Here is a 25,616-nt window from a genome sequence, read left to right as displayed (position 1 = left end):
ATTTCGCCGCATTCAACAAGAGCAAGAGATCCGCAACCAGCGGGTCTCTTATTTTATGTGGCAGCAACGCCGCTCCCTCGCTCGGCCAGCGACAGCTCGATGATCCGATCGAGCAGTTCGCTGTAACTGATGCCAGCGGCAGCGGCGCTGCGCGGCAGCAGGCTGTTCGCCGTCATCCCCGGCAGCGTATTTACCTCCAGCACGTAAGGGACACCGTCCTTGAGAATCATATCGACCCGGGCATAAACGCGGCATTGCAACAGCCGATAACACGCCAGTGCTGCCGCCCGTACCCGCGTCTCTTCGTCGGGAGGCAGCGTGATCGGCTTCTCCTCCGCCCCGCCGTCGCTGTATTTGGCTTCGTAGTCAAACCACTCCGCTCCATTGGCCGCCCGGATGCCCAGCACCGGAAGCAGCTCCCCGTCCAGGATCGGGCAGGTGATTTCCTGGCCGGACACCATGGACTCGACGAGCACAGACTCGCCCCAGCGGAACGCCTCCTCCAGCGCACCGCGCAACAACTCCGGCCGGTCGACGCGCTGGACGCCGATGCTGGAGCCTCCTGCATTCGGCTTGACGAACAGCGGATACGCGAGCCCCGCCATCTTGGGTTCCCACGTTCCGTCCGCGAACATGGCCCGCTCCAGATAGGCCCCGTCCGGCGTCGCAATCCCTTCAGTCTGCAGCAGCCTCTTCGTCAGATTCTTATCCATGCATAAGCTGCTGGACAACACGCCGCTGCCCGAGTACGGGATGCCCATCGTCTCCAGAACGCCCTGCACTGTACCGTCCTCGCCAAACACGCCATGCAGCGCCAGCAAAGCGAAGTCGATGCCCCGCACCCGGTCGATCAACTCCTCCCGCTTCGTCAGCTCAATCGGCACCACTTCATATTTATTGGGGTCCAGCTTCCCCACGATTTCCTTCCCCGTCATCAGCGAGACCTCGCGTTCCGAGGAGACGCCGCCCATAATTACGCCTACCTTCATCCTGTTTCTCTCCTTCACCCGTTGTTTAAGTCCATGCAGCACCTAACTACCCCGTTGCTAACTCTGATCTCCTAACAGCTTTGCAGCCGTATCACCGATCAGGCGAATCCCCTTTTCGATGTCTTCCTCGGACACCCGCGAAAAACCAATTCGCATCGTGTTCCGTCCTCCGCCGTCAACGTAGAACATATCCCCCGGAGTAAAGAGGACGCCCTGATCCGCGCAAAGCTCGAGCAGCTTCCACGTATCGAACTCCTCCGGAAACTCCAGGAACAAATGTAACCCGCCGCTGCCCGACAACCGGGAGAATGGCACGTACTGCTCGCAGCAGGCCTTCGTCCATTCGTACTTCCGCCGATATTCGGCCCTGGCCCGTTTCAGATATTTTTCGAGATTCCCGTTCAGCAAGTATTGATACAGCAGGGATTGGTCCAACGTTGAGGTATGAATGCTGCGCGCCCGTTTGACGCTTTCCAGCACCTCGATCAGCTCCCGGTCTGCTAAGATCCATCCGACACGAATCCCCGGGAACAGCACCTTCGAGAAACTTCCCAAATACACCACGCCGTTCCCCTGCCCTGCCATCGCAATCAACGGCGCGACGTGGGAGCCGGAATACCTCAGCTCCTCATTAAATCCATCCTCGATCACCGGCACACGGTAGCGGCCGAGCTGCTCTAGTATCGCCAGCCGTTTCTCAGCGGACGTCACGATCCCGGTTGGGTTATGATAGGAAGGAACGAGGAACGCGCCGTCAAAAGCCTGCGTCTTCAGCTCGCGCTCCAGCGCTGCCAGGTCCAGGCCGTCCGGCTCCATCGGAATCCCGGTGATCTCGAACCCGTGCCGCCGCAAATTTTTGATCGCGGTTTGGTGCGTTGGGTTTTCGCATAACATGCGTCCGCCCGCACTGCCATCCCGCCCCAGGGCTGACAACACGATGTCCAGCCCTTCCGTAAAGCCGCTGGTGATCAGCAAATCCTTGCCTTGCAGATCCACGCCTTTACGTTCCATATAGTTCAGCAAATAATCGATAAGTGGTTTATATCCTTTTGCGTATCCATAGTTCAATAAGACGCGGCCTTCCACCGCCATCCGATCCAAGAATGCGCGTTTGACGTTCTCCAGATCAAACAGCTCCTCGTCAGGGGCGATGCTCGTAAACAAAATGGCGCCTTTCGCCGCCCGCAGGCCGGGCCTGCTGCGTTTCATATGGTCGAGCTCCACGGACAGCCGGGCTTGCCGATTCATCCGCTCGCGCCAATCCATCCGCCAGGTGGGGACCGCCTGCCCGCTTGGTGCAGAGACCTCGGCGACGAAGTTCCCTTTCCCCGTGACAGCATACACTAGCCCCTCATCCTGCAAGGCTTCATAGGCAGCAATGATACTGCCCCGGCTGACGCCCAGCAGTTCCGACAGTTCCCGTGTTGAGGGAAGCCGTTGCCCGGCCTGCAAAGCGCCTTGCATCATTAGTCGTTTGATATAATTTTTCACCTGCACGTAAACCGGCGTTTCCGCCACAAGCTTAAATTCATGAAACACCCTGTATCGCCCCCACCCTCATGATGGCATATTCCAGGCCAAAAATAAAAGAACCACCCTCCCGCATTTTTCGGAGGAAGGTGGTTCTTCCGCTTACACCATCACTTTGCAAATATCGTTCGTAAATTCAACTGGATCGTTGATTGGCAGCCCTTCAATCAGCAGCGCCTGATTGTACAGCAGGTTCGTGTACAAGGCCAGCTTCTCTTTGTCGCTCTCGTAAGCCTTCTTCAGCGACTGGAAGACGTCGTGGTTCACGTTGATCTCCAGCACTTTTTCGGCTTTAACCGACTGGCCGTTCGAGCCTGGCATCGAGTTCAGTACCTTTTCCATCTCGATCGTCAGCTCACCTTCCGTCGACAAGCAGACCGGATGGGATTTCAGACGTTTGGACGCTTTAACTTCCTTCACCTTGCCCGCCAGCAGGTCCTTCATTGCGGCGAACAATTCCTTGTTCTCATCCGTATTCGCCTTATCTTCGGAATTCTCGGCTTCGATGCCCAAATCACCGCTCGATACCGATTTGAATTCCTTATCCTTGTATTTCATGATCATCTTGATCGCGAACTCGTCAATGTCGTCGGTGAAATACAGGATCTCGTATCCTTTATCCAGCACCAGCTCGGTTTGCGGCAGCTTCTCCAGCCGTTCTACCGATTCACCGGCAGCATAATAAATATACTTCTGGTCTTCCGGCATGCGGGAGACGTATTCATCCAGCGTAACAAGCTTCTTCTCCTTGGACGAAGTGAACAGCAGCAGATCCTGCAGCACGTCCTTGTTGATGCCGTAGTCGTTGTACACGCCAAACTTCAGCTGGCGGCCAAACGAAGCGTAGAACTTCTCGTATTTCTCACGGTCTTCCTTCAGTAGCGTTTGCAGCTGGCTCTTGATCTTGCTTTGGATGTTCTTCGCAATCAACTTCAACTGGCGGTCATGCTGCAGCATTTCCCGAGAAATGTTGAGCGACAGATCCTCGGAATCGACCATCCCTTTGACAAAGCTGAAATAGTCCGGCAGCAGATCCGGGCACTTATTCATGATCAGCACGCCGTTGGAGTAGAGCTCCAGCCCTTTTTCGTATTCCTTGGTGTAATAGTCAAACGGCGTCTTCTCCGGAATATACAAAATCGCATTGTACACGACCGCGCCGTCAGCCTTGATATGGATATGCGATACCGGTTTATCGAACCCGTAGCGCTTCTCCATGTAAAAGTTGACATAATCCTCTTCCGTCAGTTCGGATTTGTTCTTGCGCCAGATCGGCACCATGCTGTTGATGGTTTGCTCTTCGGTGTACGTCTCGTATTCGCCTTCGCTGCCTTCCTTCGGCCGGCTGCTCGTGACGTCCATCTTGATCGGATAACGGATGAAATCCGAATATTTCTTGATAATCGACTTCAGACGGTATTCCTCGAGGTATTCGTCATATTGGTCGTCTTCGGAGTTTTCTTTGATCTTCAAAATAATATCCGTACCCACCGTTTCCTTCTCACACGGTTCGATCGTGTAGCCGTCCGCCCCTTTGGACTCCCATTTGTAGGCCTCGTCCGAACCAAGCGCCCGGCTGATCACGGTAACCACGTCGGCGACCATAAATGCGGAATAGAAGCCGACACCAAACTGCCCGATAATGTTATGACCATCCTTCAGTTCATTTTCGTTCTTAAACGCATACGAACCGCTGTTGGCGATAGTCCCCAGGTGCTTCTCCAGCTCTTCCTTGGTCATGCCGATCCCGGTATCGGAAATCGTCAAGGTGCGGTTTGCTTTATCCGGCTTAATCTTAATAAAATAGTCGTCCTTGTTAAATACCAGCTTGTCATCCGTTAACGCCCGATAATAAATCTTATCAATGGCATCGCTGGCGTTCGAAATCAGCTCACGCAGAAAAATTTCCCGCTGTGTGTAAATCGAGTTGATCATCATTTCCAGCAGTCGTTTAGATTCTGCTTTAAACTGCTTTTTCGCCATGAATCGGATCTCCTTCCTTTCACCCCATGGGGGAACTTGTCTTACAACATATTAGCACTCTACAAGGAAGAGTGCTAATTCCTAGTTTTTAGTTTATCGATCCCCAATTCGAGTGTCAATACGTCCTAGGGGGCGAGCGGCGTATAGCCCGTTTGCTCCACTAAATACTGCCCTTGCGGGGAGCGAATCCATTCGATCAGCTTCTCCACGTTCGGATTGTCACTGCCCGCCGTTACCGCGTAAAACTCGGCCGCAAACGGATATTCGCCGCTGGCAATCGTCGCTCGTTCCGGCTTCACGCCGTCGATGGCCAACAGGCGGATATTCCCGTTTTTCACCATCTCGGTGGCATAAAACAAGAACGAATAGCCCAGCGCGTTTTTGTAGTTGCGGTAATCCGCGGTCCGCGAAATGATGCCACCCATCCCGGAGGCCACATTCTCCTTGGGCGGTTTGGCGAGCTCCCGTCCGTCCATCACCCGTATCAGCATCGTCTGGCTTCCGCTATCCTCCGGACGCTGAAACGCGCGGATCCGCTCTTCGCGGCCCCCCACTTCACTCCATCGGGTAATTTCCCCCGAGTAGATCCCGCGGATCTGCTCCGTCGTTAACCCGGTTACCGGATTCGACGCATTCACGAAAAAGACAAACGCCTCACGGCCGATCGGGGTGAGCTTTAATTCCTTCCCTTCCTTGCGGGCGGCGGCTATTTGCCCCTCCGACGGCGCGGCGGCGAAAATGATATCCGCCCGGCCTTCGATTAAATTCTTATAAGCCACAGGTGTCGTATTCACCATGACCTCGCTGTCGTAGAGATCATAATCCTGGCGCGGATATACGGCCTGCGCAAACGCTCCATACAGAGGATAAAGTGCCGTTGCTCCGTCAAGCCGCGGTAAATCCTCCGTTAATGTCAATTTGGACGGTTCCGGCAGCACGGCCAGCTTCCCCGTGTCCGCAAACGGCCGATACGGCCTCATATCTACCTCCTGGTCGCTGACGACCGGAATGCTGTTGTGGTAAGCTTTGCGAATCTCGTATCCCCCTGTTGTCAAGCCGCCCAAGATCACGACGGCAAGCAGCGAGAAATACAACTTGCGACGGTGCCGCTCCGGCAAGAACATAAAGAAAGCCAGAAAGACGACCAACACGGCCGCCGCAACCAGCACCAAAGGCGTATAGAACACCGCTCCGCCGGAGAATGACACGATTAAACCGGCAAAAAATCCTAAGAATAAAATCACACTAGACAACAGGACACAGAGCACAATTTTGGCCGCAAGCTCTCCGACGGATTTGTTCATCCTTCATTCATCCCCTTTGCTTCTTCCTCACAGTTATAGATCGGCAAGCTAATCGTAAACTTCGTCCCCGCTCCGGGTGCGCTTTGCACGCTCACCGTGCCGCCGAACGAAAGAATCGCCTGGTAGGAGAAAGTCACCTCGAGATTGGTAGGCTCCTGCTTATCGCCAATCGGCTTGGATATCGCTAGGTACTCGGATAACCCGCTCGTTTTGTGCATAGCTGATGAACAAATCCATCTCAGTGACCGCTTTTCAGAACAAACAAAGTATGTATAAAACTTTAATTCCATGTATCTCTCTATAAACCCTTTTTCTCTGACAACAAATTTTCTCTGACAACAAAACATGGACTAGAATGCATCTTTGGCATGTCCGCCGCCTGCCGATGAGTCTGGGCTTGTGGCTGAGCAATATCTCATAGCCCTGCTCTGCCAATGGCTGTCCACCCGCATCGTCAAATGGCTCCAATGAGTGGGGAAAGATGCGGGCCCCTCTTTTCCCCTTCTTTGCAGGATTATCCCCTTTGGTCAGGGGGCCCAATGAGGTAAAAAGATGAGCATATGTTTGCGATAAATCGTCCAGACAAACGATATGTACCTATTTTTCTCACGAGAGAGGAAAGGACTTTGGAGGTAACGGTGGAATCGGTTTCCACCATTTTGCAGACGATTTTGCTAACGAGGAGGATTGCCTGGAGGTCTTGAGGAAAGGGCGGACAACCTGCGTCGGCTTTGGTCGGAGGGGTACGATCTTCCTTTTGCCTATCTTCTGATCAAACGGGATAATCCTGTAAAACGGGCCCGGACGACAGGCCTGGACCTGCCGACCGACGTACGCCCAATGCTTCTCCCTACTCTAGTTATGGGTGACAACCGCACCCGAACCGCCGTACATTTCGACTGGCTCAGCAAACTCCAGCTTCAGAACGGTAACATGCTCATGACAATCCTCAGGCGTTAAATAGATCCACGTCGTTCCCGGGATATTAAACCAGGGCACACCGCCATGAATTTCATGTTTCAGTTCTTTGCCCGAATGGAGCACGGTCACTTTTTGAATCGGATTACATAAGCCCTTGAGGCAGACGCTTTCCTTCGGGTCATCGTAAACGAACAGATATAACGTCTTCCGATCTTTCGTTAACGTGCTTCCGCCTAACCAATAGCGGGTCATGATCCCTTCGACAGTTCCATACACGGCTTCTTCATGCGCGCGTATCCAATCGCCTAACCCAAGCAAAATGACAGCTTGTCTCGGATCGATCGTTCCGTCCTCGCGGGGACCGATATTTAACAACATGTTGCCGCCCATAGAGATGCAGTCGCAGAACATACGGATAATTTGATTTAACGATTTATATTTATGATCATTGTGTTGATAGCCCCAAGACGAATTAATCGTCGTACAGAACTCCCAAGGTCCTTCGGGTCTTGTGATCGGTAGCCCTTGCTCCGGCGTTTTATAATCCCCGTGACCGGCTAGGCGTGAGTTGATGATCAGATCGGGGTTAAAAGACAGCAAAAACTCCTTAAACTCCGGCAATCCCCATTGCTCAGCACTTCGTTCCCAATCCCCGTCGAACCAGAGCAAATCAACCTTGCCATATTTCGTTAATAGTTCGCTCAGCTGATGACGATTAAACTGCAAGAACCTCTGCCACTTCGCCTCGTCCTGTTTACCGTCCAGCGGTTCCGAGAAACGGTTAACCTGGCTTAGATCCTCGGGCACAGCACCGCCTGGATACACGCTAGGATAATCAGGATGGGACCAGTCGATTAACGAATAGTACAAACCTAGTCGAATTCCCCGTTTCTTTATCGCTTCGGCATACTCTTTAACGATGTCACGTTTGGCCGGCGTTCGCTTGACCACGCTCAAATCACTGTACTGGGTATCAAACAGCGCTACGCCGTCATGATGTTTCGTCGTCAACACCGCGTACTTGGCCCCGGACTTCTCGATCAATTCCGCCCAGTGGTCGGCATCAAACCGGGAAGCTGTGAACCCGTCCAATTGTTTCATGTAATCCTCATACGAGATCACGCCGTTATGAAAGGACCAAGATTCGGAAACACCGTCAACCGCGTAAATCCCGTAATGGATAAAGATCCCCAGCTTGGCGTCTTCAAACCATGGTAACATCGCTATTCCCCCTCTATGCTTGTTCCTCCTAACGATAAGCGATTGCAGCATGAGGGGTAAATATGTTGTTTTTACGACGGATATGTCATTTTGAAGATCATCTGCTTAAAAAGGGGGGTCCCCTAAGGAACACCCCCGTTTATCTTCTGCGGTTTAGATATCAAACACGCTGCGAACCGTGAGCCGCTCTTGCAGCTCGGTTAATGCCGCCGGACGGCTCAGAGTCGATTTGGCGATGGTGACCGTCTTCTTCGATCCGCCGGACAAATCGAAATAATTGTCGCTAAAGATGGCGTCCAGCCCCGTAAAATCCAGCTCTACGAACCGAGCATACGCTTCTGCGGTCAGCGTGATCGTAAAGCGGTCTTCCGCCTCCGTGATCACGGCTTGGATGTTCGGATTGGCGAATTCGAAATGCTTCGCTTTGACGAACAGGACCGTGCCGCCGCTGACGATCTCTCCGTCTTCCTCCCAAGCATATTCGAGATAGGTGCTCCGCAGCTTCGCTTTGGTGTCCAGCTCTCCGGCAAAATCAAGCTGCTCCAGCTCCACGCTGGTAAACGGAGCGACTTCCGCCGCCCGTTCTCCCTGCCGAAGCACTTCGGAGCAGGCATTCCGCAGCGTCCAGACCAGCTTGCCCTTCGCGGTCTGCTTGCTTTCGTTAGATACGTGCAAGGCGACTCGTGTACCTTCCTCGCAGGCCGACGCCAACACGGGAGCAAAGAAGCGCTTGGCCTCATATTGCAGCGCCTTCCATCTGCCGTAGTAATCGATGCTCGACCAAGAGGCTACCGGCCAAATGTCGTTGAGCTGCCAGTACAATGCCCCCATGCAGCGGCCGCGGTTGCGACGCCAATGCTCGACTCCGCAACGCATGCCTTCGGCTTGAACCAGCTGGGAGGCATACAGCAGGGACGAGAAATCCTTGGGATAACGGTACGTTTCCCCGATGTAGTAGAGGATTTTTTCGTTCCCCGTCCCGTTTTTCTGGTGAGATTCCATTACATAAGAGAAAATATTCCGGTCCTCCGGCAGCGTAAACGTCTCCACCGTCTTCAGCGACGGGAATGACTGCAGCCCGAACTCCGACATGTAACGCGGGTAGATGGTGCGGTAGGCGGTGAAAGGCTTCTTGCCGTGCCACACATCCCAGTAATGCATGTCCCCGTAATTTTCGTCATTCGGCTTGTCGAAGCTCCCCTTCGAGGACGGCGAGGCCCGCCAGTAGAACGTATTCGGATCGATTTCCTTCGCGATCTCCGGCAGCAGCACCTCATACATCTTGATGTAGTCCGCTTGCAGTTGCAGCGAGGTTTGCTCCGCCCAATTCCACTCATCCCAGGCCATCTCCTGCTCGTTGTTCCCGCACCAAAGCCCCAGCGAAGCGTGATGGCGCAGCCGCTTCATATTGTCGATCGTCTCCTGCGTGATGTTCGCCTTGAATTCCTCGGTCAACTCATAGACGCCACACGCGTACATATGGTCCTGCCACACCACGATCCCGTATTCATCACATAAATCGTAAAAATAATCCTCCGGATAATGTCCCCCGCCCCAGACGCGGATCGTATTAAAGTTGGCTTCAGCACAGCTGCGGATCAGGTGTTCTGTCCGCTCTCGGCTGCGCCGCGGAAAGATGTTGTCCTCAGGAACATAATCCGCCCCCATGGAAAAGAACGGAATCCCGTTCACGACAAACTGGAACGATTCGCCCCATTCGTCTTCTTCCTGCAGCACCGTCAGGGTGCGCAGGCCGATGCGCAGGTCGTGCCGGTCCAGCTCCCGGCCTTGCTCGCTAAGCACAACCTCCACTTCGTATAGCGGCTGCTCGCCGAGCCCGTTGGGCCACCACAGCTCCGGATTTAGGATCACTACCGGAATATGCCGCTCTCGGAGAGTGCCATTTGCCCTAGCGGTGGATTGCTCATTTTGCTCCAAAACCTGGGTTTCCAGCACATGGCCCGACGGACTGGTTACGCGGACCGTGATCTCCCGGTTCCCTTCCGCCCAGCTATCCGTCCGCACGCGTACATCCAAGCTGACCTTGCCGGGCTCGTGGGTTTGCGTGATGTACACATCTTCGATCCGGGAACGATCGTAACCGCGGATGGTCATGTCCCTCCAGATCCCGAGGTCTGGCAGCTGCGGCCCCCAATCCCAGCCGAACATCGAATGCGCCTTACGCAGATGGGAAATCCCCGGCACGGCGTCAGCACAGCCGATCAGCGGCCGTTCCGCCTGCTTGCGCAGCACGTATTCAACCGGCGAACGCAAAATCACGTGAATGTGATTTTCCCCGAGAATCAGCTGCGATTTGATGTCAACTTCGTACGTCCGGTGCATATTGTCTGCGTTCAGAATGAGCGTCCCATTCAAGTACACCTCAGCCAGGGTATCCAACCCCTCGCAAAGCAGCACCACCCGGTCATGGTCCAACGTGGGCTCGTCCACCTGAAAGGTCCGTTCATATTCATAATCGTATTTCGAAAGCTCCAGTACCTCGTACTCCTGATCGCGGTAATACGGGTCCGGCATTTGTCCGGCATTCAACAAATCATAATAAACCGAACCCGGCACGGTTCCCGGGAGCCATTCCGTCTGGTCCAGCCGTTTCATCCGCCAAGCTCCGCCCAAGTCGACAAGCAGCATTGTTTTGCCTCCTCATGTACTTTTTTATCCTGACCATGGTTTGATTGTACTAAAGAGGCTGGATATTTTCTTGTATTGTCTTCACCTAAGTCATGTGCTATTTTAACACCATCTTGTTGTGGAGAGGTGTCTTCCATGCTGAAATATACCGAGGAAAACTACATTGATCCGGAGGTGCCGGTCAACCCGTTTCGGGTGGAGGCCTTGTCTCAGGTTTCGCCGGAGCATACCCATGATTTCTATGAATTTTTCGTAATTGAAGCAGGGAGCTGCCGCCATGTTGTGAATGGGGAGACCCAATTGCTACAGGCGGGTTGCCTGGTCTTCATCCGGCCGGAGGATATCCATCGATACGAGCAGAACGGGGAGGAGGACTGCCGGTTTTACAATGTTCCCTGCCGGCATAGCTTGATGGACGAAGCGATGGCTTTTTTGGGGGAGGAAGAGATCGCCGAGCGGCTGCTGCAATCGCATCTGCCCCAGGTGGCCCTGCTGTCGCCAACCGAAGTTGGCGAATTCGTCGCCTTATTCGAACGCATCAAGCTGTTGTCCTCCATCGACAAACAGAAGGCCCGCCTCGTCCTCAAAAGCGGACTGATCGACCTGCTAACCCGTTACTTTTTTAACCCGAATCCGGTCAAGCAGGAGGAGATTCCATTATGGCTGGAGCATGCACTCAGCAAAATGCAGCTGAAAGAAAATCTCCACCGCGGGCTTCCCGCCTTGTATGAATTGTCCGGAAGAAGCATCGGCCACGTGAACCGCGCCTTCCGCCGATATCTGCAGCAGACGCCAACGGAATATTTGAACCAGCTGAAGCTGAGCGCAGCCCGCAACCTGCTGCTGACGACGGAGCTGCGCGTGGTGGAAATCGCCCTGGAGTGCGGGTTCGAGAACGTCAGCCATTTTTATCATCAATTCAAAAAATGGTACCACCAAGCGCCGCTGGATTTGCGCCGGAATCGCCAAGCCATCCCTGTGTCGACAGCCAGTCCTGGGGCAACGCGGCGGCCGGACTAATTCCGGCTTTGCGTCGCTACTTCTTGTCCACCTGCACCAGCGTGACTTGTTTGATGGAGAACGTTCCTTCCAGCTTTTCCTCGGGGATTACGTTCAGCTTCACGAGTCCGGCGATCTTCTGGGCGTCCGCTTTGGAAACCAAACGCCACACGCCAGGATCGGGAAGCGCTTCGTAAAGCTTACGATCATCGTACTCCTTCCGTTCCTGGCGGATGGTTCTAACCCGGTATTCCCCCACGTCCAGCTCCGAAATGCCTTGTTCCTGAAAATGTTCTAAAATTTCGCCACGTAATGCGGCCAGCTCTTGCTCCGTTTCTTTCTGCAGCTGTTTTAGTTCATGATAACGACGTACTTTCTGTTCCACTTGTCCACGCTCCTTCGGTGAGATCGAACCTTACCTCATGTATATGAAAACCGCCGCCGGCATCATGCGCACCGACGGCGGAACGTTCAAATCTTATTTGGTAAAATCTTTGAAGATGCGGTACACCACGACGGCTGCCTCAGCTCGGGTCGTTGGCGATTCGGCCTCGAAGCGGTTCCCCGCCTTGCCGTTCATGATGCCAAGGCTCGTGACTTTGGCTACCGCCTCGGCGGCCCAAGCTGGAATGCGAGCTTGATCGGCAAAGCTGTGATTCGCTCCGCCTTCCCCTGCGGATTGGCCCAGGACCTCCAGCGCCTTCGCCAAAACCATTGCGATTTCACCGCGAGTAATCGGTTGGTCCGGCGCAAAAGTACCGTTGGAATAACCGCTGATCAGCCCCTTGGATGTCGCAATCTTCACGGCCTCCTCGTACCAGCTTCCTGCAGGAACGTCAAGGAAGGAAATCTGGCTAGCTGCGTTTGGATCAGCCTTCAATTCCAGTGCCCGAACCAGCATGGATACGAATTCCGCCCGAGTGACTTGCGATGTCGGATGGAAGTTACCGTCGATGGATCCAGCGAGAATGTCTTTCGATGCCAGAATTTCGATCGCATCCACCGCCCAAGCGAACTTCGCTGGGGTGGCATCAGCAAAGGTGACGTTCTTGGCCAGATAGATGTAACGGCTAGAGCCGTACAGGTTCGCAACCACTTTACCGTCCTTCAATCGTCCGAAGAATTGAGTTAATTCTCCGTTGTCCCCCAGCTTGAACAGGCTGATCTTCCCGCCATGGATTGCTCCAGGATTCAATGCCGTCAGCGGGATTGCGGCTTCGGCTGGCTTGCTGAGCTGGATATTTTCCAGCGCTTTCCCGTCTTTCGCTAAAATGTTGATATCATAATAGATTCCAAACGGTTGAACTTCTGCTGGCAGCTTCAATCCTTCCAGCAGCTTCTTCGTTTCTTCCTCGGTTGCCGGCGTGACTTGGACATAAGCGGCATCCGGGGAAGTGATCGCGCCTTCCGGAATCGTTAACGTAAACCCATTTGGCAGCTTCACCACCGTTGGTTCGCCTGCCTTGATGGCTACGGCATCCTTAGGTATTGCTGGTTTAGTTGGCGTCGTTGTTGGTGTCGTGGTTGGCGTAGAAGTGGAACCGCCGCTGCTGGATCCGCCTCCGCCACCGTTGCCGCCGCCATTACCTCCGCCATTGCCTCCGCCGCCATTGTTAGGCGGGTCAGCTGGGGTGACTGTGACCTGGACGGACTTCGACAAACCTTGGGAAGTCACGTCGATCGTGGTAGAGCCTGCTTTCAAGGCCGTAACCAGTCCCGTACTTGAAACGGCAGCAATCAGCGGATCTCTCGATACGTATACCGCATCTGTCACAGAGGTTTCATTGCCATCCGCATCCCGATAAGTCACTGCTAACTGGTTGCTTTTTCCAACTTTCAGAGTCAGAGAAGGTGGTGTAACGATCAGCGAAGGTTCCCCTGGTTCTGGTTCTTCGCCGCCTTCAGCAGTAACAGTCACATGAACAGTTTGGGAGAGACCTTCGTGCACAACCTCAATCGTTGTCGTTCCTTCCGCTACCCCGGTCACGATACCTTGATCGACAGTCGCGATCGTGGAGTCCGCCACGGTATATTCCGCTGCTGCTGTGACGTCACTCTCCTCACCGTTTGCCGCTTTATACGTTACGGTGAGCGCTTGAACTTCATCTACTTGAAGATCCAAGCTCTCCGGATTCACCCGCAGCTCTGGTTGTTCTTCATTGCCTTCAGCGGTTACGGTTACATTAACGGTCTTCGAGATTCCTTCGTACGCAACTTCAATCGTGGTCGTTCCTTCTGCTACCCCGGTTACGACGCCTTGGTCAACTGTCGCGATAGTCGAGTCAGCTACGGAATATTCTGCTGCTACTGTGACGTCGCTCTCCTCACCGTTTGCCGCTTTATACGTTACGGTGAGTTGTTCGGTATCTCCTGCTTGCAGCGTCAGATTTTCAGTGTTAACGATCAATTCCGGTTCTGTAGCGTGGTTGTAGCTAAACACATGTGCCGGATCCCAGAACCCATTCCCGGCCAAGTCATAGATGTACACTTCATATTCGTTGTCGCCAGGATATACGGGAACCTCAATTTTGAAATTCCCTTGGTTATCAATAGTGCCAAACCGATAATCTACATTGCCCTCTGGATCTGCAAACCACGCCTCGACACCAATCACAAGCTCCATATCCAGCCCGCCGAAGTTCACGAGATAATTAATCAGCATATCCTCCGTCACTTCGCCGGAGATGACTCCCGTTTGACCAGAGCTCTTCACTGTCAATGGCGGTTCACTAAGATGGGATACCGGTGCCGTCGTATCGACGAAGAATACATAAGCAGAGTCTTCCGAAGGAACGGAGTCAAACAAGGATGTTCCAGTATAAGGGATCAGCAGGTATCCGCCATCGGGAAGTAACACTTCGTCGTAATTTTCATCAAAAACACTTCCGTCCCAACCTCTCAAAGTATAGCTGCCGGGATCAATGCCTTGATCGGTTTCAAAGACCACGCCCTGCCAATTTCCGTTCAGATCATGGACTTCCAGCGAGAAGTAATCGGTATATTCATTCACCGTGAATGAGATGTCTGTAGTATCATAAAGTCCATCGTTATTCGGCGAAATCGGGTTGCTGGACAGATCTACATCCGTCACCACATCCACCTGCGGCGTATCACCAACGTAGACCGATACCGGCAGGTTAATCACATGCCCGGTTGCCGTTTCGGTCAGGATCACTTCACCTTCATACCGTTGGTTGGCGGCTTCTTCCGGCACGACAACTTCGACGTCGAAGCTGGTTTCCCCGCCAGCGCTGACCGCAACCTCTGCCGCAGACAAGGTTAGGTCAATCGATGCATTGCCATACCAATGCGAACTGACCGTGTAGGTCGAGGACTCCCCGACGATGTCCTTCACGATCACATGTTGTTTGGCAGAAAAGCCGTTGCCAACATATCCAAACGACAGGCTGCCCGTATAAAAAGTTTCCGGGAGATCCCCATCCACATAAGGCGTCGAATCCTCTGCCATCGCTACCGCTTTGGCCTCCAGAACCTGATCCAGCGCGACCCGACCGGCCCCTTGATCCATGTGGGTATAGCGGTCACCGTTCCGATCGCTGAGTTTCACGGTATTATTCATCAATAAGGACTTTACTTCATAAGGCGTCAGGTTTGGATATTTTTGCAGCACGAGGGCTGCTGCACCTGCAATGTGCGGCGCGGCCATACTGGTGCCGTTTTGAGCGGCATACCAGCCTTCATAATCCGGCACGCTGGAGCGAACGCTCATCCCTGGTGCGGAAATGTCCGGTTTGAGGTCATACCCCGGTTTGGCTGGTCCACGCGAGCTAAAGCCCGCCATAATATCTTCTTCTATCGTTGTACTGAATTCAGCAGACAGCTCCTGTTCCTTCAAAGCCTCCCGAATTCGTCCCCCATACGCTCCAGAAAGAGCGTAAACCGGGATTTGAACATCTGCGTCCCCCAACGTCCCGCTTTCCAAAGCTTCCGGCACGTTGTTGAACACAATCGCGGCGGCCGCACCCGCGGCTTGGGCGTTGAGCGCTTTTTCCGCGAAGGAAATCTCACCGCGTTTGATAAAGGCGATTTTTCCGTTCAAGTCCTTACCCGCATAATCCGCTGCTTTCCCGAGTCCAACATCCACCAACGGGTAAGACTCGGTTAAATCCTCGATCCCGGCGGACTTATCAAACGTATCCATAAAGAAGCCTTCTCCGCCCATCGCCGGAATCCGCATAATCGGCGTGACGAGCGGCGGCTTGGATGCGCCAACCGTAATCGCCAGCTCCGAACTGCCCGGATCGGTCACCGTCGCAGCCCCCGGTCCGGAGTTGCCGCTGGATACCACGGCCACAACGCCGGCTTTCATCGCATTGTTGACCGCAATCGAGTCGGCGGAGCGCTGGTTATTGGTGTTGGAGCCCAGCGACAGATTGATGACATCCATGCCATCCACGACTGCACGCTCGATACCGGCGATCACATCCTCCGTCGTACCGCTGCCGTATGGACCTAACACCTTATAAGCGTAAATTTCCGCTTCTGGTGCGACCCCTTTGGTCCCTGCCAGTTCATCCGTGCCAACGCCACGACCGGCTACGATTCCCGAGACGTGGCTGCCGTGCGAAGTATAGTAAGCTCTGCCGTTTTCATCAAACTCAGGCAGCGACGGATTCTGGGCATGTGCATCCAAATAATCCTGCTTCGTTGTTTCGTAGGGCTCGGAATCATCGTTCACAAAGTCATAACCCCAATACCCATCCGGAACCGCATCCGCCAAATCGGGATGGTCCTTCGCCACACCGGTATCGATGACCCCAACTTTAATCCCCTGGCCTTCGTTTCCTTCGGCCCAGAAGTCACCGCTGCCGATAAACGACACGCTGTCCAGCGGCGCAGTCGGAGTCTCTTCCTCCTCCGTGGCATAGACCGTTTCGTTAGGATAAACGGCCTTCACTCCCGGAAGCTTGAGCAGATTTTCGATCTCATTGGCCGGAAGGGTCAGCGAATACCCGTTAAAAATATTTTCGTACTCGCGTTTAATTTTGGCCTTCAGTTTACCAACCGCTTGCGTCTTGAACGTTTGCTGCTGCAAATCGATCGCCTTTCTGTGGGAGCTCAGCGAATGGCTTGTTTTCATTTTGCTCTGCGTAGCCTCAAACACCTTTAACGGCGCTTCCTGCAGCTCGACGATGACCGTCGTTAACTCGCTGCCGTCCGTAAGCGGAACGAAGTTTTGCGGTTGAACCGCGGCCGCTTCGGCGTCCTGGCGTTCCAGCTGCAACTTATTGCCTGCGGGAGAGGCTTGACCCAAAACCTCCCGTTGCTCTCTGCCTTTCAGCTGAACGTCCGATACTTGCTTACGCAGCGCTTCCTGCGTCACGGCGTCCTGATTCAACCGGGGAACGCCGTCCCTCCTTGCATCGGCTCCCGCCAAAGCGTCGCCTTCGGCTCCTGCCATCGGCAGAAGCAGCGTAAATGCCAGGAGGAAGCTTAAGATTCCTGCAACGACTTTCTTGCTCAAACTCTCATCTCCCTCACCGTTCATAGTTTTCAAGGAGCCTATACAAGCTGCTGACTTTATATCTATTGGGTGAGGTTTCGATATATTCCCACTTTTATGGCACATAAGCAGTAAAAGGGTAAAAAAATACGCCTACCCAATTCAGGTAAGCGCATCCATATGTAGTAGATTCGGTTATTCTGCCATTGTCGCAAACAGTTGCTTCTTCAGCTCCCGATTTTTTTCAATGAACAGATCATTATGCGAGGAGACCATTCCATATGCCTCTGCCTCCGGGTTGATGTACTGTTTGGCTCGGTTCACAGCGTTCGCCGCATCCTGAAAAGCCCCGGCGATCAGATGCAGCTTGCCTTCATAAGACAAAATATCCCCCGCAGCAAAAATCCCCTCCACCGTGGTTTCACTCATGGCCGTTCCTTTTACGCCGTACTCGTTCGCCATTTCGATCTTGACTTCACTGTTTTCCAGCAGCGCCTTATCCCGTTCATACCCGTGGCTGACCACCACCTCATCCACTTCCAGCTCGACGATGGAGCCGTCCTCATGGTTTTGAATCCATACGCTGCGGATGGAATCTCCGCCCTTGGCGCCGGTCAATTTCACGATCGACGTGTTCAACAGGCAAGCCACATCGTTCTTCATCAGCTTCGTCACCTCAGCCTCGTGGCCTTTCAGCGTTTCTTTTCGGTACGTCAGATAGACCTTCTTCGCAATCGGAGCCAGCTCGTTCGCCCAATCGATCGCGGTATTCCCGCCGCCGGAGATCAGCACGGTTTTGCCTTTGAACCGGCCCAGCGATTTCACCGTATAGTGGAGATTCGTCACTTCGAATCGTTCCGCCCCTTCGATGTCGAGCTTCGTGGGCTTCAGAATCCCGCCGCCGATGGCCAGGATGATCGTTTTGGAGTAGTGTTTGGCTCCCGATGCAGTATGCAATGTAAAAATGCGATCCTCGCCCCGAGAAATCGAAGTCACCTTTTCACCTAGCACAACTTCCGGTTGGAACGTCATTCCCTGCTCGATCAATTGCTGGATCAGCTGTTCTCCAGTGACCGGCGTCAGGCCGCCGACGTCCCAAATCATTTTCTCCGGATACACATTCACTTTGCCGCCAAGAAAAGGCTGATACTCGATCAGCTTCGTCTTCATCTCGCGCAAGCCGCTATAAAAGGCCGAATACAACCCGGCAGGGCCGCCTCCGATAATCGTGACATCATATACGGTTGGTTCCATCGTCGTTACCTCTCCTTTTTTATCACGTAAACAAAGTAAATGATCTACTTGGATGGAACCATCGTATCATATCTAATTGAGAATGAAAATCATTATTATCTAAATTTTTTTGCTTTTTTCTCTTAAAAAGCGAATCCTTTCCCGCCCGCGCCTCGCTGCCGCGAATAAAATATTCGTAGCGTCCAAGATTCCGCAGCGCTCTGTCATCCCGTTGCCAAACCCATTCCATCAGCTGCATACTTTCGCTCAGGTCTTCGGCGTACAAGTGATCTTTCCCCCACTTGACACCTTTCATTAAATTGTTTATAAATAAATTGTAGGAAATTTAATTTTACTAAATATAAATAGAGGCTAAAGGATGTGTGTCGAATGAGAGTAGACATGACGAACCTGACGAAAGAAAAACTTGCGCAAAGCCTAGGCGGCCAGCCGGGGTACTTCAAGCTGGTTGGCGAATCGGAAGGGTGCAGCGCAGCCGGCGTTTATTCGCTGCATTTGGTCAGCGAGCCGCTTCCTACTGATATCGCATTTGAATCGGGCGGCTTCACCTTTTTGGTGGATCGCCAGCAAGAAATTTTGTTTGATGACGTCTTACGCTTGTTTGCCCATGAGAATTACCCAACTTACCGTTTGAGCAGCGACTCGATGTTGTACAGCAACAACGTCGTGCTGAAAGACAAACGCGTTGCTGCTACCAGCGAAGCCCTTCGCTAAACGGTCAGGGGCTTCCCTTCCTTTCCGCTTTCGGCTGCCGGATTTATGATCCGGCGGCCTTTTTGGGCTGTTTTTCTTTAACGCGTTGCCCTGCTCTTGAATCCGCCGTTTTTCTATGTCACAATGATGGGGGCATCCAGGCGCCATCGATGGAACTGGATTCGATCTCATATTTTTACATATCCGGCCCGGGTGAATAAATCATCTATTCCTAACCATAGAGGAGGATCCGATTAATGAAGACGATCAAGCTTGGTACGAGCACGCTGGAGGTCCCTGTCATTGCCGTCGGCTGTATGCGAATTAACTCGCTGGACAAAGCCGGAGCGGAACGTTTCGTCCAAACCGCGCTGGAAGAAGGCGCTAACTTTTTTGACCACGCGGATATCTACGGCGGCGGCTCCTGTGAGGAGATTTTCGCCGATGCGATTCACATGAATCCAGAAATTCGGGAGAAAATCATCCTGCAATCGAAATGCGGCATCCGCCAAGGGTTCTTTGACTTCTCGAAAGAGCATATTTTGTCGTCGGTGGACGGCATTCTGAAGCGTCTGAAAACCGAATATCTCGATGTGCTGCTGCTGCATCGTCCCGATGCCCTGGTAGAACCCGAAGAGGTTGCGGAGGCGTTCGACCAGTTGCATACCGCGGGCAAAGTACGCCATTTCGGCGTGTCCAACCAGAACCCGATGCAAATTCAACTGCTGCAAAAATACGTCAAACAGCCGATCGTCGCCAATCAGCTGCAGCTGAGCATCACGAACACGACGATGATTTCGGCCGGCATTAACGTAAATATGGAAAACGAAGCCGCCATTAACCGTGACGGCAGCGTGCTGGACTTCTGCCGCTTGAACGATATCACGATTCAGCCGTGGTCGCCGTTCCAATACGGTTTCTTTGAAGGCGTCTTCCTCGGCAACGAGAAGTTCCCTGAGCTGAACCAGAAAATTGACGAAATCGCCGCGAAATACGGCGTCACGAATACGACCATCGCCATCGCGTGGCTGCTGCGTCACCCGGCCCAAATGCAACCGGTCATCGGGACGATGAACATCGACCGCTTGAAGGACTGCATCAAAGCCAGCGACATCCGTTTGACCCGCGAGGAATGGTACGAAATTTACCGTGCTGCGGGGAACATTTTGCCGTAAGTTAAGTGTCCCTACGCGAAACAACCTAAGCCCCGTTTCCACAGGACTTAGGTTGTTTTTTTGTCCAAAATCTCGAAAGGAGGGGCTGGAGAAAACATGCCTACCGAAAGTACGGAAAGCACGCCGATTCGGCTGAGTCGGTTTCTCGTGTTGACCATGGCGGTCACCGCCGGCATCGCCGTGGCGAATCTCTATTACATTCAACCGCTGCTGGCGGAAATTGCCGCCTCGTTTGGCGTTACGCAATCCCAGGTCGGGTACGCTGCCACTTTGACGCAAGTTGGCTATGCCCTGGGGATGCTGATGATCCTGCCGCTGGCCGATATCCGTGAGAAAAAATCGCTGATTCTGTTCATGCTCGTCTGCTCCGCCGGCGCCCTGCTGTTTCTGGCATTTGCCTGGAACAGCATCATCCTGAGCGTCGCCTCCTTCGCCGTGGGCTTCACTTCCATCGTCCCGCAGCTGATCGTGCCGCTCGCCGCACAGCTGGCCGACCCAAAGGAGCGCGGCCGAATCATCGGCACTGTCATGAGCGGACTGTTGATCGGGATTCTCGTCTCCCGGACGTTCAGCGGGCTCGTTGGCGAATATCTCGGCTGGCCGACCGTTTATTTTATCGCCTCCGGACTCATGATCCTTCTGGCCTTCTTCTTAGCGTTCCGCCTGCCCAAGTCCCCGTCCGTGGCAATGGCCGGGTATGGGGATTTGTTCCGCTCGATGGCGTCACTCATTAAAGATCTGCCGCTGCTTCGCGAAGCGTCGCTGAACGGCGGCATGATGTTCGCCGCCTTCAGCGTGTTCTGGACGACGCTGTCGTTCCTGCTGGCCGAACCGCACTACGGCCTCGGCCCTGACGCGGCCGGTCTGTTCAGCCTGATTGGCGTCGTCGGAGCCTTGGCTGCGCCGATCGCCGGGCGGATGGCCGATCGGCGCAGTCCGCGCTTCACCATCGCCATCGGCATGGGCGCGGTGATCCTCGCCTACGCCTGCATGCTCGGCTTCGGCTACACCTTGGCGGGCCTGGTTGTCGGCGTCATTCTGCTCGACCTTGGCGTCCAGTCGACGCAGATCTCCAACCAGGCCCGCATCCACGCCATCAGCGACGAGTACCGCAACCGTATCAATACGATCTATATGGTATCGTATTTCATCGGCGGAGCTCTGGGCTCCGGGATCGGCTCGTTCAGCTATGCGCATTTCGGCTGGACCGGTGTATGCATCGCCGGCCTGTTGACGCAGCTCGTCGCCGTGTACGCGCAGGTGCGCGGGCTGCGGCGCGAGCGGGTCAGCAGATAATCAAGATTTCGAGAGCCACCATCCCCAAATGAAGGAAATATCAGAAAAATGTCGAATTTGTTTTAATTATCACATTTTTCCCGATATTTTATCGGAGTTTGACAAAGGAGTGGCCTCTTTAAATGTTAGGTTGGAGAAAAATATCGATTCATCTGATCGCAGCCCTTGGAATCACATTCTGCGCATTTTTATTACCTAAATGCGTTTATGCGGAACAGTTAGACAGCATGCTACCGGAGCGAAGTAAAGAGGAGATCATCGATCATTGGCGGCTATGGAATACAGGAACTTCTGGAACTTCCCCAGCCTTCGCTGAAGAACCCGCTACGACAGCTCCCTATTTACCAGGGAAGTTGAATGATGAGTATCTGAAAAGGGGCTTGGACACAGCAAACTTTTATCGGTTTATCACCGGTTTGCCTAGTGATCTGCAGTTGGATCCTCAACTAAACCGGCAAGCACAGCATGGTTCTGTACTTGTTTCCACAGTGGGACAACTCACCCATTGGCCAAAACAACCAGCCGATATGCTCAAAGAATTCTATGACATCGGATACAAATCCAGTAGCTCCTCAAATCTTTATTATACGTCCGGAAGCAACGGAAATATTTTAGTGGATAGCGTGAATGCCTATATGGATGATTCTGACGTCAGTAATATCGATAGACTAGGCCATCGAAGATGGGTATTAAGCCCGCAGCTAAAAAACATTGGCTTCGGTCTGGCATATAAATCTAACCCTGCTAAAGGGAGCGGATACTATAGCGCGATGCAGGTATTTGATACCAGTCGAAGCGATTCGCTTAACTTCAACTACTCCCTTTATCCCAATAAAGGTTATTTCCCGCTTGAATATTTTAATGGTCAACAAGCTTGGTCCGTGCAGCTAAATCCGGAACGATTCGAGGCTCCTTCCCTTTCGGATGTAAAAGTGGAATTAACCCGACTATCGGACCAACGTACTTGGAATTTTAATCATGAGATGGTGAAAGAGGAATTTCCTGCGGGATACCGCAACGTCGACTCTGAGGATTTAAAATGGCAGCAGCAAGCTTATTTTAACGTCGATACTACGAAATATGGTCACGTTTATGCAATCATCTTCCGTCCCGATGATGTCCAAATGATCCAAGACGGGGAACAGTTTTCAGTAAATATCACTGGACTTCGTAAAATTGATGGTACACCTGCCGAAATATCCTATCAGACTCACTTTTTCAAGATAGATCCAAGTCGAACAAATGAACTGCAAAACCTATCCACTCAAACGAAAGAAATTTCTATTAAACAAAACGGCCAAGCTGAGCTTCCAACCGTAATTGCTTCGTATTCAAATGGATTGCGTTTTACTGTCGAATCCAATTACAAACTCACGACAAGTTCAGATCTGATTCAAATCAATGGGAATATAATAAAAGGAATTAAGCCAGGTCGGGCGGAACTTCTCTTTGAATATGAAGGACAACAGTTGAAGTTAACTGTCAATATCTCTGGACGATCTAACTTCAGTGATGTTGATTCTCATTGGGCCAGTAGCGCCATTGCTTGGGCTATCGATCGGGAGATTGCCTCCGGATATAAGGATGGTACCTTTAAGCCTAACAATCCAATTACAGAAGCTGAATTTTTCGCGATGCTTTTCAAACTTTATTCCAATTCAAGTATGGTCCAAAGCATGAAGAAAAGCGCCGGAACTGCATACTATGACCGCGGTGCATGGAGTGACGAATATTATCGTTTTGCCGGGACCTTGAACTTGGACGTAGATGATAGTATCAAGGATATCAAACTTCGCAACCAACCAATTACCAGGCTTCAAGTGGCTCGGATCGTTGCGGGTCTCGGAGGCAGAAACTACTCCGATGATGACTCGATTCGCTATTTGTTCAATATGGGATACACTTCAGGCAAGACGTCTGCAACAGTAGAGGGCTACGCCGGAGATGATAAATTAACTAGAGCCGAAGCCATCGTGTTCTTGAAAAACTTATACGAGCTAGGATATGATATATGGCCAAAACCGCTGTCGCCTACCCCGTTCTCTGAGAATGAAAAAAATGGTGGATTCCCTGATAATACGGTTAGAGCCATTTACTCCTTAGATCATAGTTTATTTATTAAGGGAACTTTTCCAGAGGTCGCAGGAAAGACGTTTTCCGTTCATATCAACGGACCATCCCCTTTGTCCAAGAGACTAATGACCCGTTCGGTAACCGCTGATGATTATGGTAACTTTTCGTTAACTATAACAGGACTAGAAGAGCCCTCTTTAAGTATCGATATCGAAACACGCGAGAATTTTATGTACTGGTTAAAGGTCGAAGCGGGTAATGCAACCGTGAACGCCTACCAAAATTAAAAAAAGCCGATGCATTTCTCATTCGCTGAGGGTTGCATCGGCACTTTTTTTGTAAAGAGCTCTATGAAACATTGTATTTGCGAGGGGTTCGTTGTTGTTGGGCTTTAATCAAAACTTAAACTGCTCCACCATCCGGTGCAAATCGTCGGCAATCTCTTTCATTTCGACGGCCGATGCGGATACCTGCTCCATGCTGGCGAGTTGCTGCTCGGTTGAAGCCGAGATTTCCTCGGTAGACGCAGTGGCTTCCTGTGCGATGGAGGAGATGTTTTCGATGGTGCCGATCACTTCGTTTTTGTCGTTGTTTACTTGCATGATTCCATCGATCAGCTCTTGCATGCCCGCGATCATCTGATGGATCGTCTGATCGATTTGCCGGAACGCTTGACCGGTCTCCCGCGACACCTCGCTTGTCCGGGTAATGACTTCGGTTCCCTGCTGCATATACTCCCGGGTCTTCGCTACGGCAGCAGACACTTCCCGCACCATCTCCTCGATCCCCTGCACCGAACCTGTCGTTTGTTCGGCCAGCTTACGAATCTGCTCCGCCACAACCGCAAAGCCACGGCCTTGTTCGCCGGCTCTTGCGCTTTCAATCATGGCGTTCAGCGCCAAGAGATGCGTTTGCTCGGCAACCGCCTTGATCACGGTCGTCACCTGAGTGATCGACTGCGATTTGTCGCTGAGGTCGTTCACCTGCTCCTCAATGTTGACGGTGACCTCTGCATTTTCACGGATCGCTTTCTGCAGTTGTTTCATGCTACTCATGGTTGTTTGGTTGGCTTCCTGCGTCTCTTCAATGCTTGCCTTCATCTGGTCTGCCCGCGCAGTCAAGGCAAGAATCTCCTCGGCTAAGCGGTTCAGCCGCTCAAACCCCTCCTGCGCATTCACCGCAAGATCGCTGGATCCCGTCGCCAGTGCATCCGTCGCGGTTGAAATTTCCTTCACCGCCTGCGAGCTCTCCCCGATCATTATCGATAGCTGCTGCGAACCGGAGGTGACTTGGCCAGCGCGAAGCTGGATGTTCTCCATCATCCCGCCCAGCTTGCTGCGCATATGGGCAAGGTCCTCTGCCATTTTACCGATTTCATCGCGGCTATGATGGATGAATTCTTCGGTAAAATCCCCTGCGGCATACTGTTTGATGCATTTGGACATCATCACGATCGGACGAATCATTCGATGTCCCATAAACACGCCCAAGGCGACGGCGAACAATAAAATCAAAAGCGAAATAGCGATCGTCTCGATTAGTGCATCGCGGATTTGCTCGTTCATGCTTTCCAGCGAGATCCCCACATTTAACGCACCGGAGAGCTCTTGGTTGTATGTAAATTCCGTGGAAATATTATAAACCTTCTCACCACTGGCCGTTTTCAAGATTTGGCCCGTCGTCTCTTGATTGGCAACAACGGAGGACAAATCCATATTTGACGCCGTAACCGAGGAAGAAGCGACGGCGTCGATTTCCTCTGCAGTGTTCCCCTGGAGCTGGCTGTTATCCGATACGATCAATTTCCCTTGGGCATCGTAGAGCGAGACATAAACGAGGTTGCCGTTGCCTTCCTCCATGATGGTTTGAAATACCTTCTGCAGTTGCTCCATATCCAACAGCTCATTGCTGATGATTTCGCGTTTAATGTTCGTCACCAGGGTGGTCCCGTCGCTCTTCATCTGACTGGTCATTGATCGTTGGACCTCGTAATAGGACACCAGCGTGAAAGATACGGCGCATATTGTCATTAGCAGTACGATCATTCCCAGCAATTTGCCGGTTA

General features: G+C 52.6%; 17 protein-coding genes. 5 read left to right on the top strand and 12 right to left on the bottom strand.

Going from position 1 to position 25,616, the window contains the following annotated elements:
* Nucleotides 1-53: 53 nt before the first annotated feature.
* The 7 genes from U9M73_RS00240 to U9M73_RS00210 all read right to left on the bottom strand — a co-directional run bounded on the left by U9M73_RS00240 (nucleotide 54) and on the right by U9M73_RS00210 (nucleotide 10,597).
* Nucleotides 54-989, bottom strand: a complete 936-nt coding sequence (locus tag U9M73_RS00240) for a D-alanine--D-alanine ligase (protein WP_323075826.1) — start codon at nucleotides 987-989, stop codon at nucleotides 54-56.
* 57 nt (nucleotides 990-1,046) lie between these two features.
* Complete coding sequence (locus tag U9M73_RS00235) at nucleotides 1,047-2,528, bottom strand: aminotransferase-like domain-containing protein (RefSeq protein ID WP_323075825.1); 1,482 nt, start codon at nucleotides 2,526-2,528, stop codon at nucleotides 1,047-1,049.
* 93 nt (nucleotides 2,529-2,621) lie between these two features.
* Entirely contained in the window at nucleotides 2,622-4,502 is a 1,881-nt protein-coding gene (gene htpG / locus U9M73_RS00230; protein ID WP_009224618.1) for a molecular chaperone HtpG, read from the bottom strand.
* Nucleotides 4,503-4,627: 125 nt separating this feature from the next.
* Nucleotides 4,628-5,806 carry a PstS family phosphate ABC transporter substrate-binding protein gene (locus U9M73_RS00225; RefSeq protein ID WP_009224617.1) on the bottom strand — a complete coding sequence of 393 codons (1,179 nt, stop codon included), beginning with the start codon at nucleotides 5,804-5,806 and terminating at the stop codon, nucleotides 4,628-4,630.
* A complete protein-coding gene (locus tag U9M73_RS00220; protein WP_260069749.1) occupies nucleotides 5,803-6,024 on the bottom strand; it encodes an ATP-binding protein in 222 nt (73 codons plus the stop codon). The genes U9M73_RS00225 and U9M73_RS00220 overlap by 4 nt, the downstream gene beginning before the upstream one ends.
* Before the next feature lie 637 nt (nucleotides 6,025-6,661).
* Nucleotides 6,662-7,948, bottom strand: coding sequence for an alpha-L-fucosidase (locus U9M73_RS00215; protein ID WP_009224615.1), 1,287 nt, complete (start codon nucleotides 7,946-7,948; stop codon nucleotides 6,662-6,664).
* A 153-nt stretch (nucleotides 7,949-8,101) separates the two neighbouring features.
* Nucleotides 8,102-10,597: a beta-mannosidase gene (locus U9M73_RS00210; protein WP_323075821.1), complete on the bottom strand. Its 2,496-nt coding sequence runs from the start codon at nucleotides 10,595-10,597 to the stop codon at nucleotides 8,102-8,104.
* Between the two features lie 135 nt (nucleotides 10,598-10,732).
* Between U9M73_RS00210 and U9M73_RS00205 the strand changes: the two genes are divergently transcribed.
* On the top strand, nucleotides 10,733-11,617 hold the full coding sequence (locus U9M73_RS00205; protein WP_009224613.1) for a helix-turn-helix domain-containing protein: 885 nt from the start codon (nucleotides 10,733-10,735) through the stop codon (nucleotides 11,615-11,617).
* Nucleotides 11,618-11,633: 16 nt separating this feature from the next.
* Here U9M73_RS00205 and U9M73_RS00200 read toward each other — a convergent pair whose 3' ends face one another.
* From U9M73_RS00200 to U9M73_RS00185, 4 genes are all read right to left on the bottom strand, one after another.
* The gene (locus U9M73_RS00200) at nucleotides 11,634-11,981 is read right to left on the bottom strand and encodes a hypothetical protein (protein WP_009224612.1); all 348 of its coding nucleotides are present in this window, start codon (nucleotides 11,979-11,981) and stop codon (nucleotides 11,634-11,636) included.
* A 93-nt stretch (nucleotides 11,982-12,074) separates the two neighbouring features.
* The gene (locus tag U9M73_RS00195; protein WP_323075819.1) at nucleotides 12,075-17,081 is read right to left on the bottom strand and encodes a S8 family serine peptidase; all 5,007 of its coding nucleotides are present in this window, start codon (nucleotides 17,079-17,081) and stop codon (nucleotides 12,075-12,077) included.
* A 174-nt stretch (nucleotides 17,082-17,255) separates the two neighbouring features.
* Nucleotides 17,256-18,314 carry an NAD(P)/FAD-dependent oxidoreductase gene (locus U9M73_RS00190; protein ID WP_127576152.1) on the bottom strand — a complete coding sequence of 353 codons (1,059 nt, stop codon included), beginning with the start codon at nucleotides 18,312-18,314 and terminating at the stop codon, nucleotides 17,256-17,258.
* Nucleotides 18,315-18,336: 22 nt separating this feature from the next.
* The gene (locus U9M73_RS00185) at nucleotides 18,337-18,579 is read right to left on the bottom strand and encodes a hypothetical protein (protein WP_260069745.1); all 243 of its coding nucleotides are present in this window, start codon (nucleotides 18,577-18,579) and stop codon (nucleotides 18,337-18,339) included.
* A gap of 104 nt (nucleotides 18,580-18,683) precedes the next feature.
* Here U9M73_RS00185 and U9M73_RS00180 point away from each other — a divergent pair, with 104 nt between their 5' ends.
* The 4 genes from U9M73_RS00180 to U9M73_RS00165 all read left to right on the top strand — a co-directional run bounded on the left by U9M73_RS00180 (nucleotide 18,684) and on the right by U9M73_RS00165 (nucleotide 23,838).
* On the top strand, nucleotides 18,684-19,028 hold the full coding sequence (locus tag U9M73_RS00180) for an iron-sulfur cluster biosynthesis family protein (protein ID WP_036644899.1): 345 nt from the start codon (nucleotides 18,684-18,686) through the stop codon (nucleotides 19,026-19,028).
* Nucleotides 19,029-19,264: 236 nt separating this feature from the next.
* Complete coding sequence (locus U9M73_RS00175; RefSeq protein WP_323075818.1) at nucleotides 19,265-20,182, top strand: aldo/keto reductase; 918 nt, start codon at nucleotides 19,265-19,267, stop codon at nucleotides 20,180-20,182.
* Between the two features lie 96 nt (nucleotides 20,183-20,278).
* Entirely contained in the window at nucleotides 20,279-21,478 is a 1,200-nt protein-coding gene (locus U9M73_RS00170; RefSeq protein ID WP_323075817.1) for an MFS transporter, read from the top strand.
* A 122-nt stretch (nucleotides 21,479-21,600) separates the two neighbouring features.
* On the top strand, nucleotides 21,601-23,838 hold the full coding sequence (locus U9M73_RS00165; RefSeq protein WP_323075816.1) for an S-layer homology domain-containing protein: 2,238 nt from the start codon (nucleotides 21,601-21,603) through the stop codon (nucleotides 23,836-23,838).
* Nucleotides 23,839-23,946: 108 nt separating this feature from the next.
* Here U9M73_RS00165 and U9M73_RS00160 read toward each other — a convergent pair whose 3' ends face one another.
* Nucleotides 23,947-25,524 carry a methyl-accepting chemotaxis protein gene (locus tag U9M73_RS00160; RefSeq protein ID WP_232228323.1) on the bottom strand — a complete coding sequence of 526 codons (1,578 nt, stop codon included), beginning with the start codon at nucleotides 25,522-25,524 and terminating at the stop codon, nucleotides 23,947-23,949.
* Between the last annotated feature and the right edge of the window lie 92 nt (nucleotides 25,525-25,616).

The sequence above is a fragment of the Paenibacillus phoenicis genome, assembly GCF_034718895.1.
In the GTDB taxonomy this organism is placed as follows: domain Bacteria; phylum Bacillota; class Bacilli; order Paenibacillales; family Paenibacillaceae; genus Fontibacillus; species Fontibacillus phoenicis.
This window is presented reverse-complemented; position numbering and strand designations above follow the sequence as displayed.